Below are 13,298 nucleotides of genomic sequence, written 5' to 3'. Positions count from 1 at the left end.
GTCCCAGGTGGTCCCGGTGATCCGGCTGGTCCCAGGTGGTCCGGCTGGTCCCAGGTGGTCCGGGAGGCGGAATCCCCTGCGCCGTCGTCCGTCCGCGGCCGGGGATTCCGCCCGCGCGTCAGGCGCTGGCCATGTACGCCCCGGCACCGGCCGACTTCTCCAGCGTGACGAGCCGCACCTTGGGCCCTGCCTCCTCGGTCGCGACGGGCGCGTAGCCCCGGCTGCGGTACAGCCGTAGGCCGCCCTCGCCGCGGTGGCCGGTGAACAGCTGGAAGCGCCGGGCGGCCGGCTCGGCCGCGAAGTGCGTCTCGATGGCGTCCAGGAGCCGCCCGCCGAGGCCGTGCCGGCGCAGCCTCGGATGGACGATCAGTTTGGCGATACGGGCGGTGCCCGTCGCGTCGACGGAGCCGCGCACCGAGGCCACCACCTCGTCGCCCAGGCGCGCCACCAGGCCGTGGCCGCGGTCGAGTTCGGCCCGCAGGTCGTCGAGGGTCTGGGTGAGCGGCTCGATGGTGTAGTCGCCGTACAGCTCCGCCTCGTTCTGGTAGCACAGGTACTGGAGCTTCAGGATCTGTTCCGCGTCCTGCGCACTCGCCGCTGAGATGGTCACGCTCATGCCCATGTGTGCATGCCTCCCGCTCACTTGTCCGCCGATTGTCTATCGCTCCTTTCCCCCGAGTTCAGCGGCCGCAATCTCGGCGGCGAGCATTCGGCGGAGGCATCCCAGACATCTGGAGCGCAAGGGGCCCAAACTTCCCTGTGACATACCCAACTCCCCGGCGATCTCACGGTAGGTGGGGTCCGCGGGCGACAGCATCGCCGTCAGGACGAGCGGGCAGCGGCCCGGGGTGCGGCCGACGGCCGCGCGCAGCGTCCGCTGCCGGTCGGTGCGCAGCGCGGCCCGCTCCGGGTCGGACTCGTCACCGGTCGCGGGCTCGTCGTGGCGGCGGTAGCGGTGTTCGCGGGCTGCGGTGCGCCTGGCCCGGCGCGCCTGCGCGCGTACGGCGTCCCGCACCCACCGGGCCGGGTCGCCCGGCGTACCCGCGTCGGCCGGCCGCTCCAGCAGCTTTACCCAGACGCCCTGTTCGAGGTCGCCCGGGTCCATCCCGGCCGACGGGGCCTCGGCCGCCGCCTCCGCGCGCACGAGCGGAAGCAGCGCGCGGACGAGTTCGGCCACGGTGTGGGGCGCGGGGGCGGCGGTGGGCTCCGGCGTCGCCGGACGGGGCGGGGTGGCTCGTACTGGCGTCATGCCCGGCGGGACGACGCGGACGGGCCGACGGTTGCGCCCCGGCCGGGCACATCACCCGACCGGGGCACGCGCGGTCAGCGGCTGACGAAGTCCGCCCGCGCCAGCACACCGGTGTCGGGGTTGTCGGTGAAGATGCCGTCGATGCCCTGTTCGAAGTAGGCGCGGAAGGCGCCGAAGACGTCACCGTACGCGTTGGGGTCGCTGCCGCGCCGGAAGTCGGCGGGCAGGAACGCGTTCTCGTTGCGCATCGTGTACGGGTGCAGGATCAGCCGCTTCGCGTGGGCGTCGCGTACCAGCGTGGTGGGCTCGGCCAGCCTGCCCCGCGCGTCCCTCGGGATGATCAGGTCCAGCGTCGGGCCGATCCCCTGCGCGAAGGACGCGATCCACTTCAGCCCCTCGGGCGTGACGAGGTCGGCGACCGTGCGCGGGTCGCCGCTCGTCAGGAGGTCCCACGGGCGGGTGTCCGCCCCGGAGAGCAGGACGACGCGGGGCGAGGAGACCAGTTTCGCCATCCGCCGCATGCTGGTCGGCTCGAAGGACTGGAGGAAGATCGCGGAGTCGGCGCGGTCCCGGCCGTACGCGCGCAGCAGCTTCGCGAAGGGCTCCTCCAGGCCGAGGCCGATGCTCCGGAAGTAGGTGGGGTGCTTGGTCTCGGTGTAGAGCCAGACCCGGCGGCCCCTGCGGCGGCCCTGCTCGTCGGCCCAGCGCAGCACCTCTTCGAAGGTGGGGACGGTCCAGCGGCCGTCGTAGAGGGTGTTGTTCGGCCGGTTGCCCGGGATGCGCTCCGTGGCGCGCAGCGTCTTCAGCTCGGCGAGCGTGAAGTCCTCGGTGAACCAGCCGGTGAGGCGGGTGCCGTCGATGCTCTTGGTGGTCCTGCGGTGGGCGAACTCGGGGTGGTCGGCGACGTCCGTGGTGGAGCTGATGTCGTTCTCGTGCCGGCACACCAGGTGGCCGTCCTTGGTGGGCACCAGGTCCTGTTCGACGCAGTCCGCGCCGAGGTCGAGGGCGAGTTGGTACGAGCCGAGGGTGTGCTCGGGACGGTAGCCGCCGGCCCCCCGGTGACCGACGATCGTGGGCACCGGCAGGTCCCCGCCCGGCGCGGAGCCCGTGCCGCGGCCGTGCGCCGCCGGGCCGTCCGCGGCCCGTGCCGGGGTGGTCAGGGCCAGGGCCGCCGAGCCGAGCACCGCCGCTCCCAGTACGCTCCGCCGGCCGGGCGTGTTCCGCGCACCCTGTGTCATGAACGCTCCTTCGTCGGGGGCCCGCGTCCGGTCCTTCGTCGCCGGACGCGGGCCGAGCGTAGGGGTCCGTGCCTGCCGTACGGGAGACCCTGTCCGAACGTGGCGCGAACACACGTCAACAGCGCGTATCCAGTCCGTGAACCGGATGTGCGCCCACCACGGCCCGGGAGTATCGTCCTCAGGCGCAGGGATTTAGTAGGCCGTCCAACAACCGCCCCACCGACGCCGGAGGACCCGTTGTCCCGCTTCACGCTCATCAAGGCAGTGCTCGGACCGGTCTTGCGCCTGGTGTTCCGTGCCCGGGTGGAGGGAGCCGAGAACATTCCGGCGAGCGGTCCTGTGATCCTCGCGGGGAACCATCTGACGTTCATCGACTCGGTGGTCCTGCCGGTGGTCTGCGACCGCCAGGTCTTCTTCATCGGCAAGGACGAGTACGTCACGGGCAAGGGGCTCAAGGGCCGTCTGATGGCCTGGTTCTTCACGGGCGTCGGCATGATCCCGGTGGCGCGGGACGGCGGCAGGGGTGGCGTCGCCGCGCTGATGACCGGCCGCCGGGTGCTGGAGCAGGGCAACGTCTTCGGCATCTACCCGGAGGGCACCCGCTCCCCCGACGGCAGGCTCTACCGGGGGCGTACGGGCATCGCGCGGCTGACGCTGATGACGGGCGCGCCGGTGGTGCCGTTCGCGATCATCGGTACGGACAAGCTCCAGCCGAGCGGCTCTGGCATGCCGCGCTTCGGCAAGGTGACGGTGCGGTTCGGCGAGCCGCTGGAGTTCTCCCGCTACGAGGGCATGGACCGTGACCGGTATGTGCTGCGGGCGGTGACGGACTCGGTGATGACCGAGGTCATGGAGCTGTCAGGACAGGAGTACGTGGACATGTACGCGACCAAGGCGAAGGCCGCGTAGCCGGTTCGCGGGCCCGGCCCGCGGCGGACCGCGGCGGGCACGCTCAGTGCTCCCCGCGCTCCCCGTACCCCCCGCGCTGTCCGTGCTGTCCGTGCTCTCCGTACCCCCCGCGCTCTCCGCGCTCTTAGTGCGTCGCCGCCTCCACCGGTCCGTCCTCCAGCTTCTGCCCGCGCAGCAGGAACCAGGCGGCCACCGCCGTGGCGAGCAGCACCACCGCGCCCACGCCCGAGGCGAGCCGCAGACCGTCGACGAACGAGTCCCGCGCCGACGCCAGCAGCTCGGCGCCCAGGGTGCCGGGGAGCGCTCCGGCCGCGTCGACCGCGCCGCCCAGCGACTCGTGCGCGGCGGACGCGGTGGCCGCCGGGACGCCGGGCGGGGTGGGGAAGTCCCGGTAGACGCCGGTGACGATGGAGCCCAGCAGCGCGATCCCGAGCGCCGCGCCCAGCTCGTACGCCGTCTCGGAGACGGCCGAGGCCGAGCCCGCGTGTTCGCTGGGGACGCTGGAGAGGATCACATCGGCGGTGACGGTGAAGGAGAGGCCCGCGCCGACGCCGACGATCAGCAGCACGGCGCCGAACATCGGGTAGCCGGTGGTCTGGCTGATGCCCGTGAGCGCCGCGAGGCAGACCCCGATGGCGCCGAGGCCGCCCGCCACCACCGACCGTACGGAGTAACGGCGCGCGGCCTTCCCGGCCAGCAGTCCCGCCGTCACCGCGCCCACCGCGGCGGGCAGTTCGGCGAGGCCGGACTCCAGTGGCCCCCGGCCCTGGACGAGTTGCAGGTACTGGGAGAGAAAGAAGACAAGGCCGGAGAGGCCGAGGATCGTCAGCAGATCGGCCAGGACCGCGCCGGAGAAGCCCCGGTGGTGGAAGAGCCGCATGTCCAGCAGGGGCGAGGGAAGGGTGAGCTGGCGTCGCACGAACCAGCACAGCGCGGCGGCACCGGCCACGCCCACCACGGGCACGTCCCACGCGAAGCCGTGCGACGCGGCCTCCTTGACGGCGTAGACGACACCGATGATGCCGACGAGCGAGAGTCCCACGCTGAGCAGGTCCCAGGGGCCCGGGTCGGGGTTCTTCGACTCGGGGAGCGTTCTGACGCCGACGATCACCAGGACGGCCATCACGGGCAGGTTGATCAGGAAGACCGAGCCCCACCAGAAGTGCTCCAGCAGGAAGCCGCCGACCACCGGGCCCACGGCGGCGCCCGCCGAGGCCATGGCGCCCCAGATGCCGATGGCGAGGCTGCGCTCCCTGGGGTCGTGGAAGATGTTGCGGATCAGCGCGAGGGTGGCGGGCATCAGCGTCGCCCCGGCGACGCCCAGCAGCGCCCTGGCCACGATCATCATGCCCGGGGTGGTGGCGTAGGCGTTGAGGACGGAGATCCCGCCGAACGCGACCGCGCCCGTCAGCAGCAGCTTCTTGCGGCCGATGCGGTCGCCGAGGCTGCCCATCGAGACCAGCAGGCCGGCGAGGACGAAGGAGTAGATGTCGCCGATCCACAGCAGCTCGTTACCGGTCGGCTTGAGGTCCTCGCTGAGGAAGGGGGTGGCGAGCCCGAGCACGGTCGCGTCGACCGCCACCAGCAGGACGGCGAGGACGAGCACGGAGAGCGCCAGCCACCGCCCGGGGCGGGGACTGTGCGCGCTCCGCGCCCCGGTCCGGTGCGGGCTCGTCATGGCTTCACACTCCGTCGTGCTCCGCCGAGCAGCAACTCGACGATCAGGTAGTGGAAGTCCTTGCGCGCGACCCGGCCCTCGTGGATGGACCAGGCGCAGGCGCTGATGAGCCCGTACAGGGCCTCGGTCAGCCAGACGTGACTGAGGTCGATCCGGAAGGTGCCCTCTTCCTGGCCGCGCCGGAACAGCTCGGCGAACCGGGCGTCCAGCCGGTTCCAGCCGTCGTGGATGTCCCCCGCGAACAGCTGGTTCTCGGTGAGGAGGAAGGAGAGCAGCCCGGCCGCGGGCTCGATCCCGGCGACGAGCCTGCGCAGCGCCTCGTCCGCCGGGCCCTCGGCGAGCCCGGCGCCGTCGAGCGCCGCCTCCAGCTCCTGTATCCCCAGCTCCTCCAGCGCCCTGACCAGCGCGTCCCGTCCGGCGAAGTGCCGGTGCAGGGTGGCACGCCCCATACCGGCGGCCCGCGCCACCTCGTCCATGGTGGCGGTCGGCTTACGGGTGAGCAGCGCGGCGGCGGTGCGCAACACCTGGTCACGGTCGACTGTCATGAGGCGACCTTAACCCGGATGAGACATCAATGTCTCATCCGGGCGTACTGTGTACTACTTCCCGCGTACTGCCTCTTGACCGCGTACTACTTCTTGGCCGAGGCCCACGCGTGCTGTATCACCAGATCCGCCTTGACCTCGGAGAGCTGGACGGCGACGGCCGAGGGGGCCGTACCGCCCCGGCCGCTGCGCGAGGCCAGGGCGCCGGGGACGTTGAGGACCGAGCGGACGTCGGGGGTGAGGTGCTCGGAGATCTTGGCGAACTGGTCGTCCGACAGCTCGTTCAGCTCGATGCCCAGCACCTCGCACTCCTTGACGCACTCCCCCGCGACCTCGTGCGCGACCCGGAACGGCACGCCCTGCTTGACCAGCCACTCGGCGATGTCGGTGGCGAGCGAGAAGCCGGCCGGGGCCAGGGCCTCCATCCGCTCCCGGTGGACGGTCAGGGTCGCCATCATGCCGGTGAAGGCGGGCAGCAGGACCTCCAGCTGGTCGCAGGAGTCGAAGACCGGCTCCTTGTCCTCCTGCAGGTCCCGGTTGTACGCGAGCGGCAGGGCCTTCAGCGTGGCCAGCAGCCCGGTCAGGTTGCCGATCAGCCGGCCGGATTTGCCGCGCGCCAGCTCGGCGATGTCCGGGTTCTTCTTCTGCGGCATGATCGAGGAGCCGGTGGAGAAGGCGTCGTGCAGGGTGACGAAGGAGAACTCCTTCGTGTTCCAGAGGATGATCTCCTCGGCGATCCGCGAGAGGTTGACGCCGATCATGGCCGTGACGAAGGCGAACTCGGCGACGAAGTCGCGCGAGGCGGTCCCGTCGATGGAGTTGCCCACCGAACCGCGCTCGAAGCCGAGGTCGGCGGCGACCGCCTCGGGGTCGAGTCCGAGCGAGGAGCCGGCCAGCGCACCGGAACCGTACGGGGAGACCGCGGTGCGCTTGTCCCACTGCCGCAGCCGCTCCGCGTCCCGGGACAGCGACTGGACGTGCGCCAGCATGTGGTGCGCGAACAGCACGGGCTGCGCGTGCTGGAGGTGTGTACGGCCCGGCATCGCGGCATCGGGGTGCGCCTCGGCCAGCCCGACCAGCGCGTCCTGGAGGTCGGCGATCAGACCGCCGACGATCCTGGCGTGGTCGCGCAGGTACATCCGGAAGAGCGTGGCGACCTGGTCGTTGCGGGACCGGCCGGCCCGGAGCTTGCCGCCGAGGTCGGCGCCGAGCCGCTCCAGCAGCCCGCGCTCCAGGGCCGTGTGGACATCCTCGTCGGCGATCGTCCCGGTGAAGGAGCCGTCGGCCACGTCCGCTTCGAGCTGGTCGAGACCGGCCACCATACGGGTCAGCTCGTCGGCGGTGAGCAGCCCGGCCTTGTGGAGCACCCGGGCGTGCGCGCGGGAACCGGCGATGTCGTACGGCGCGAGCCGCCAGTCGAAGTGGACCGACGCCGACAGGGCCGCCAGCGCGTCCGAGGGCCCGTCCGCGAAGCGGCCGCCCCAGAGCCGGACATCACCGTTGTTGCTGCTCACTGCTGCGCTCCTTGGAGAGGTCGGGGGAGAGTGCGGCCGCCCGTCCCCACCACGGGGGACCAACGAGGCGGCCGTCGTGAGGACGGGGCCGAAAGCCGGTTCCGACGAGGCCGCGGCGTGCCGCCGTCCTCGACGGTGACCTGCCGGCCGGCCTCCTCGAAGCGCCCGTGGTGGTCGCCCTCGCCGACGCGTACGACGCGCTCGGTCACGGGTCACTCCTCATGATGCGCTCACCGATGGGCATAACTATGCATTGCTCCGTATGATTCGTCAATCTCGGGGAAGTTTCGGAGATCTTCCGGACCCGGTTGAACGAAGAGCCGGGCCGCCTCGTACCTCCCACCGAACGCAGGCGCCGCGTTGGTCAACCGAGGGAGAGCCGTCCGGTCACCGCCGGAGGCCCCCTCGCTCCTCCCCTTGATCCGAGTGAGGTTTCCGCATGTCCAGGGCTCTTCCGAAGTACAACAAGCGCCGCGTCGTGATCGCGGGCGGCGCCGCCGCGGTCGTGCTGTCCGGAGCGGTGATCGTCGGCAACGCCATGGCCGGTGAGGGCAAGAGCGCCGAGACGAAGGCCGCCTCGCCGGGGACGGTCAGCTGCCCGGCCGTGGCGCCCAGCCTGCCCGCGATCCCCGCCTCGGCCCAGGCCGAGGTGGACCGTAACCTCGCCCTGCTGGAGACGCAGATCGCCGAGGCCGACCAGCGGCTCGTCGACACCGTCGGCCAGGGCGGCCCCAACTTCGCGCAGAACGCGATCATCGGCCCGCTGAAGGACAAGCGCGTCGCGACGATCGAGCGGATCGCCCTCTCGATCGGCCGCACCGCCGCCAAGCCCACCGGCCTCGAATCCCTGGCCGCCTGCACCCTGAGCACGGCGGGCGGCGGCGAGCAGGCGCCGAACGACCCGGCCACGACCCCGCCGGCCGCGGGCGAGGGGAACGGCGCGGGCGACAACGGCGAGGCGGGCAACGCCGGTGGCGGCGGCGCGAATACCGGCGCGGCGGGCACCGTCAACTGCCCCGCCGTCGCCCCGAGCCTGCCCACGATCCCCGCCTCGGCCCAGGACGAGATCAACCGCAACCTCGCCCTGCTGGACACCCAGATCGCCGAGGCCGACCAGCGCCTCGTCGACACCGTCGGCCAGGGCGGCCCCAACTTCGTCCAGAACGCGATCCTCGGCCCGCTGAAGGACAAGCGCGTCGCCACCATCAACCGCATGGCGACCGCGATCGGCCGCACCGCGGCCAAGCCCGAGCTGCCGGTCGACTCGCTCGCGACCTGCTCGCTGAACGGCTGATCCCCCCCGGCGAGCGCCCGCCGGTCGTCTCCCGGATCTCCCGGGGACGACCGGCATCGCCGACAATCTCCCTCATGGGGAAATGCTACGAACGGATCGACGGCAGGATCAGGACCTTCATCGAGGACCAGCCCGTTTTCTTCACCGCCACCGCGCCGCTGGCCCGGGACGGCCATGTGAATGTCTCGCCCAAGGGCCGCGCGGGCACACTCGTCGTGATCGACGACCTGACGCTCGCCTATCTCGACTTCGGCGGCAGCGGCGCCGAGACCATCGCCCATCTGCGGGAGAACGGCCGCATCACCCTGATGTGGTGCGCGTTCAGCGGTCCGCCCAAGGTGCTGCGGGTGCACGGCAGGGGCGAGCCGGTCTTCCGGGACGACCCGCGCTGGGCCGGATACCTCGCGTACTTCGAGGACGCCGACGGGCCCGGGGCCCGCGCCGTCGTCGTGGTCCACGCGGAGCGGGTGAGCGACGCCTGCGGTTTCGCGGTTCCCTTCATGGACTACCGCGAGGAACGCACGCAGCACGCCGAGCACTTCGGCCGGAAGTCCGACGAGGAGTTCGCCGCCTACTGCGCGAAGAAGGACCATGTGGGGGTGAGCCTGGACGGACTCCCCGCGCTGCCGCTGCCGCTCCCGGCGCGTACGGACTGATCGAGGCGCGTACGGACCGACCCCGGCGCGTACGGACCGACCCCGGCGCGTACGGACCGGTCCGTGCGCGCCGACCGGCTGAACGCGGGCCGCGTTCGGCGCAGTGCGGGCGCCGCCGGGAGGCCGGGGCCTGACCCGCCGCATACGGTCCTGCCCATGCGCACCGCTCTCGCACTCGCCGCCGCCGCACTGCTCACCGCCGTCACGGGACCGACCGCCGTCGCCGGACCGTCGGTCGGCCACACCACCGCCGCGCCGCGCCCCGCTCCCGGGGACTCCACCCAGCTGATCACCGCGGAGGCCCCCGACGCCGCCGCGACCACCGGCCGGCTGACCTGGTGGGACCGGCGCGACGGCCACTGGGTGGCGGCGGGTTCGGCCCCGGCCCGGTTCGGCGCGGGCGGGCTGGTCGACGGCGAGCACCGTACCCAGGGCACCTCGACCACCCCGACCGGGGTGTACGACCTGCCGTACGCCTTCGGGATCGCGCCCGAGCCCGCCGGGACGCGGTACGGCTACCGCCCGGTGACCGAGAACTCCTGGTGGTGCCAGGACAACGCGTCCCGCGCCTACAACCGCTGGGTGGAGGGCCTGCCCGGGGACTGCCGGGCAGGCGAGGCCGAACACCTCGCCGACTACACCGCCCAGTACGACCACGCACTGGTGATCGGCTTCAACTACGACCGCCCGGTGCGCGGCCGGGGCGCCGGGATCTTCCTGCACGTCAACGGCGCGGGCGCGACCGCCGGCTGTGTCTCCGTCCCCGCCGAGGCGATGCGCTCCGTCCTGGCCTGGGCCGACCCCGCCCGGCACCCGCGCATCGCCATCTCCGTACGGGAACCGGCCGCGACACGGGAGAGTGCCACAGCGCGGGAGAGTGCCGGGGCAGGGGAGAGTGCCGCGGCACGGGTGAGCGCCACTCCGTAGCGCGCGGGCGCCGCCCGCCCTCCGTACTCCCGCGAACACGGTCCTCCGCGAACACACCGAGTATTCGGACGCCTTTTTTGAACCCACCGTCACTCAAATCCGTATCGCCGGACACGGAGGAAGAGTTGAGGTGCAGTTCCCGTGGCGATGATGCACAACGGCAGGGCCGCCCGACGGCAGACCATGCGCGCGATCCGCCCGCAGCGGTCGGGCGCGCTGCCCCTGCTGGTGGCGGGCTGGGCAGGAGCGGCGGCCGTGATGGCGCTGTGGTGGCAGAACACCCTGGTCGTACGGATGGACCTGGCCGAGTGGCTGACCGGGGCCGGTCGGCTCACCGGGCTGCTCAGCGGCTACGCGATCGCGGTCGTCGTCCTGCTGATGGCCCGCGTCCCGGCGCTGGAGCGGCGGGTGGGCTCCGACCGGGTGGCCCGGTGGCACGCGGTGTGCGGGCGGTACTCGGTGAGTCTGCTGATCGCCCATGTCGGGCTGATCATCGGCGGCTACTCGGTCCAGTCGGGCACGGGGTTCGCCGACCAGACCGTCAGCGTGGTCACCGAGTTCCCCCGGATGATCGAGGCGACCGTCGGGACGGTGCTGTTCCTGGTGGTCGGCTTCGTCTCGGTGGGGGCGGTGCGCCGCCGGGTGCGTTACGAGACCTGGTACTACCTCCATCTGCTCACCTACGCGGCCGTCTACCTGACCTTCTGGCACCAGCTGGCCACCGGCGCCGAGTTCGTCGGCAACGCGACGGCCCGCACGCTCTGGTACGTGCTGTACGGCGCGGCGGGCGCGCTGCTGCTCTGGTACCGCGTGCTGACCCCGATCCGGCTCAACCTGGGCCACCGGATGCGGGTCGAGTCGACCGTGTACGAGGCGCCCGGGGTCGTCTCCGTACTGATCACGGGGCGCAGGCTGCACCGGATCGGCGCGCAGCCGGGCCAGTTCTTCCGCTGGCGCTTCCTCACCGACGGGCTGCGCTGGAGTTCCAACCCGTACTCGCTGTCGGCGCCGCCGAGGCCCGATCTGCTGCGGATCACGGTCAAGGCGAACGGCGAGCACAGCGAGGCGCTGTCCCGTCTTGAGCCGGGCACCCGGATCTGGGCGGAGGGGCCCTACGGGGCGATGACGGCGGCCCGGCGCAGCCAGGAGAAGGTGCTGATGATCGCGGGCGGCGCCGGGATCACCCCGATGCGGGCGCTGTTCGAGACGCTGCCCGGCGAGCCCGGCGACCTGACGCTGCTCTACCGGGCCAGCAAGACCGAGGATCTGGCGCTCTGGCGCGAGCTGCGCGAGATCGCGTCGGCGCGCGGGGCGCGGCTGCTGTACGCGGTGAACGGGCCGGACGGGGTACGGCCCGAGATCACCCCGGCGCGGCTGCGCGAGCTGCTGCCGGACATCGGTGACCACGACGTCTACGTCTGCGGGCCGACCGGACTCGCCCGTCAGTCGTACGAGGCCCTGCGCGAGGCGGGCGTGCCCACGCGCCGTATCCATCACGAGTCCTTCGAAATGTGAGGCAGTCGATGAAGAGGAAGCACCCGCTCCGGCGGATCATGATCGGTGTCGCCGCTACCGCGTCGGGCGTGGTTCTGCTGCTCGCGCTGAAGCAGCCGGGGGGCACCCCGGTGGCCGGTGCCGCCGCCCAGACCGGTACGGGGGTGTCCGCGACGGCGGGCGGCGCGGGCGGGGGCCCGGGAGCGCGGACGGTGCTCGGGGACGTGGTCAGCACCCAGTACGGTCCCGTGCAGGTCCGGCTGACCCTGGACGGCGGCCGGATCACCGAGGCGGAGGCCGTACAGGCACCCGACGGCGACGCCCGCAGCCAGTCCGTCACCGCCGACGCCGTACCCAAACTCAACCAGGCCGCGCTCACGGCGCAGAGCGCCCAGGTCGACGCCGTCTCCGGCGCCAGCTACACCAGCAAGGGCTACCGGGAATCGCTCCAGAGCGCCCTCGACAAGGCGGGTGAGGGGGCCGGGGCGGACGCGGGGACGCGGCCGTCGGCCGAGCCGAGCGGGCCGGGCGAGGGTGAGGCCGCGGACGCGGGGGCGAGTGCGGGCGCGGGCGCGGGGGCGGGCTCCGACGCGGACGCCGGAACCGGTGGCGCGACCGGCGGCTCGACGGGCGGTTCGACGGGGGGCGCGACCGGCGGTTCGACCGGCGGCACAGGTGGCGGCTCCGCCGAGGCAGGCGCGCCGCCCGCGGGCCCGCGGACCGTGCTGGGGGACGCCGTGAACACCCAGTACGGCACGGTGCAGGTCCGCCTCACCGTGGACGGCGGCCGGATCACCGAGGCGGAGGCCGTCCAGGCACCCGACGGCGACGCCCGCAGCCAGTCCGTCACCGCCGACGCCGTACCCAAACTCAACCAGGCCGCACTGACCGCGCAGAGCGCCCAGGTCGACGCCGTCTCCGGCGCCAGCTACACCAGCAAGGGCTACCGCGAATCGCTCCAGAGCGCCCTCGACAAGGCGGGCGTCTGATGGATCCCGAGCCCCTGGACCGGCTGCGTCACGTCGAGGAGTCGATGGGCACGGTCTTCTCGTTCGACATCCGGGGGGTGACGGACCAGGCGCGGGTGCGCGCCGGGCTCCAGGCGGCCGTCGCGTGGCTGCACCGGGCCGACGAGATCTTCTCCACGTACCGCCCCGACAGCCAGATCATGCGGCTGGGCCGGGGCGAGCTGGAGCTGTCCGGGTGTGTCACCGAGGTCTCCGAGGTGCTGGAGCTGTGTGCCGGGGCGGAGCGGGAGAGCGACGGGTGGTTCACCGCCGGGTACGCGGGCGGGCTGGACCCGACGGGCCTGGTGAAGGGCTGGGCGGTGGAGCGGGCCGTCCGGATGATCACGTCCTCCGGGGCGGGCTCTGTCTGTCTCAACGGGGGCGGCGACATCCAGCTGACCGGCGGCCCCTGGCGCGTGGGCATCGCCGATCCGCTGCGCCCCGGGGAGCTGGTGACGGTCGTGGCGGTCCAGGACGGTGGCCTGGGCGTGGCCACCTCCGGCCCTGCCGAGCGCGGCTGCCACATCGTCGACCCGCACACCGGGGTGGCTCCGGCCGAGGCTCTCGCCTCGGTCACCGTGGTCTGCCCGGCCGGGCTGACCTCGGCGGACGTACGGGCGACGGCCGCGTACGCGATGGGCGGGCGGGCCCGTGACTGGCTGGAGGCGCTGCCCGGCACGGAGGGCTTCGCCGTGACGGCCGGTGGCGGATCCTGGACGACGAGCGGCTTCCACCGCTACACGAGCGCGGCGCGCGTATAGGTCCTGTTCTGGCGATCTTCGCCGGG

13 protein-coding genes are annotated in these 13,298 nt (G+C 72.7%); 7 read left to right on the top strand and 6 right to left on the bottom strand.

Annotated features, from left to right (window positions below):
• Positions 1-118: 118 nt before the first annotated feature.
• The 3 genes from DVH02_RS08595 to DVH02_RS08585 all read right to left on the bottom strand — a co-directional run bounded on the left by DVH02_RS08595 (position 119) and on the right by DVH02_RS08585 (position 2,487).
• The gene (locus DVH02_RS08595) at positions 119-622 is read right to left on the bottom strand and encodes a GNAT family N-acetyltransferase (protein ID WP_114623118.1); all 504 of its coding nucleotides are present in this window, start codon (positions 620-622) and stop codon (positions 119-121) included.
• Positions 623-658: 36 nt separating this feature from the next.
• Positions 659-1,249 (bottom strand): sigma-70 family RNA polymerase sigma factor, encoded by a 591-nt coding sequence (locus DVH02_RS08590; RefSeq protein ID WP_114623117.1) that lies wholly within the window; start codon positions 1,247-1,249, stop codon positions 659-661.
• Between the two features lie 74 nt (positions 1,250-1,323).
• The gene (locus DVH02_RS08585) at positions 1,324-2,487 is read right to left on the bottom strand and encodes a glycerophosphodiester phosphodiesterase (protein WP_114623116.1); all 1,164 of its coding nucleotides are present in this window, start codon (positions 2,485-2,487) and stop codon (positions 1,324-1,326) included.
• Between the two features lie 171 nt (positions 2,488-2,658).
• Between DVH02_RS08585 and DVH02_RS08580 the strand changes: the two genes are divergently transcribed.
• Positions 2,659-3,396, top strand: coding sequence for a lysophospholipid acyltransferase family protein (locus DVH02_RS08580; RefSeq protein ID WP_199566208.1), 738 nt, complete (start codon positions 2,659-2,661; stop codon positions 3,394-3,396).
• A 124-nt stretch (positions 3,397-3,520) separates the two neighbouring features.
• On the opposite strand, the gene DVH02_RS08575 is transcribed toward DVH02_RS08580, so the two are convergent.
• The 3 genes from DVH02_RS08575 to argH all read right to left on the bottom strand — a co-directional run bounded on the left by DVH02_RS08575 (position 3,521) and on the right by argH (position 7,133).
• Positions 3,521-5,074 carry an MFS transporter gene (locus tag DVH02_RS08575; RefSeq protein WP_114623114.1) on the bottom strand — a complete coding sequence of 518 codons (1,554 nt, stop codon included), beginning with the start codon at positions 5,072-5,074 and terminating at the stop codon, positions 3,521-3,523.
• Positions 5,071-5,619 (bottom strand): TetR/AcrR family transcriptional regulator, encoded by a 549-nt coding sequence (locus tag DVH02_RS08570; protein WP_114623113.1) that lies wholly within the window; start codon positions 5,617-5,619, stop codon positions 5,071-5,073. Before DVH02_RS08570 ends, DVH02_RS08575 begins: the two co-directional genes overlap by 4 nt.
• Positions 5,620-5,705: 86 nt before the next feature.
• A complete protein-coding gene (gene argH, locus DVH02_RS08565; protein ID WP_114623112.1) occupies positions 5,706-7,133 on the bottom strand; it encodes an argininosuccinate lyase in 1,428 nt (475 codons plus the stop codon).
• 439 nt (positions 7,134-7,572) lie between these two features.
• On the opposite strand from argH, the gene DVH02_RS08560 reads away from it, so the two are divergent.
• The 6 genes from DVH02_RS08560 (at position 7,573) to DVH02_RS08535 (ending at position 13,272) form a co-directional block, all read left to right on the top strand.
• Entirely contained in the window at positions 7,573-8,427 is an 855-nt protein-coding gene (locus tag DVH02_RS08560) for a hypothetical protein (protein WP_114623111.1), read from the top strand.
• A gap of 74 nt (positions 8,428-8,501) precedes the next feature.
• Positions 8,502-9,083 carry a pyridoxamine 5'-phosphate oxidase family protein gene (locus tag DVH02_RS08555; RefSeq protein ID WP_114623110.1) on the top strand — a complete coding sequence of 194 codons (582 nt, stop codon included), beginning with the start codon at positions 8,502-8,504 and terminating at the stop codon, positions 9,081-9,083.
• Positions 9,084-9,239: 156 nt separating this feature from the next.
• A complete protein-coding gene (locus tag DVH02_RS08550) occupies positions 9,240-10,010 on the top strand; it encodes a L,D-transpeptidase family protein (protein WP_233518102.1) in 771 nt (256 codons plus the stop codon).
• Between the two features lie 147 nt (positions 10,011-10,157).
• Positions 10,158-11,525 (top strand): ferredoxin reductase family protein, encoded by a 1,368-nt coding sequence (locus tag DVH02_RS08545; protein WP_233518104.1) that lies wholly within the window; start codon positions 10,158-10,160, stop codon positions 11,523-11,525.
• An 8-nt stretch (positions 11,526-11,533) separates the two neighbouring features.
• Positions 11,534-12,493, top strand: a complete 960-nt coding sequence (locus DVH02_RS08540; RefSeq protein WP_114623109.1) for an FMN-binding protein — start codon at positions 11,534-11,536, stop codon at positions 12,491-12,493.
• Positions 12,493-13,272: an FAD:protein FMN transferase gene (locus DVH02_RS08535; RefSeq protein ID WP_233518101.1), complete on the top strand. Its 780-nt coding sequence runs from the start codon at positions 12,493-12,495 to the stop codon at positions 13,270-13,272. Before DVH02_RS08540 ends, DVH02_RS08535 begins: the two co-directional genes overlap by 1 nt.
• The last annotated feature ends 26 nt before the right edge of the window (positions 13,273-13,298 follow it).

The sequence above is a fragment of the Streptomyces corynorhini genome (assembly GCF_003346515.1).
Classification (GTDB): domain Bacteria; phylum Actinomycetota; class Actinomycetes; order Streptomycetales; family Streptomycetaceae; genus Streptomyces; species Streptomyces corynorhini.
Note: the sequence above shows the minus strand (reverse complement) of the source record. Positions and strands in the feature narration are given on the sequence as shown.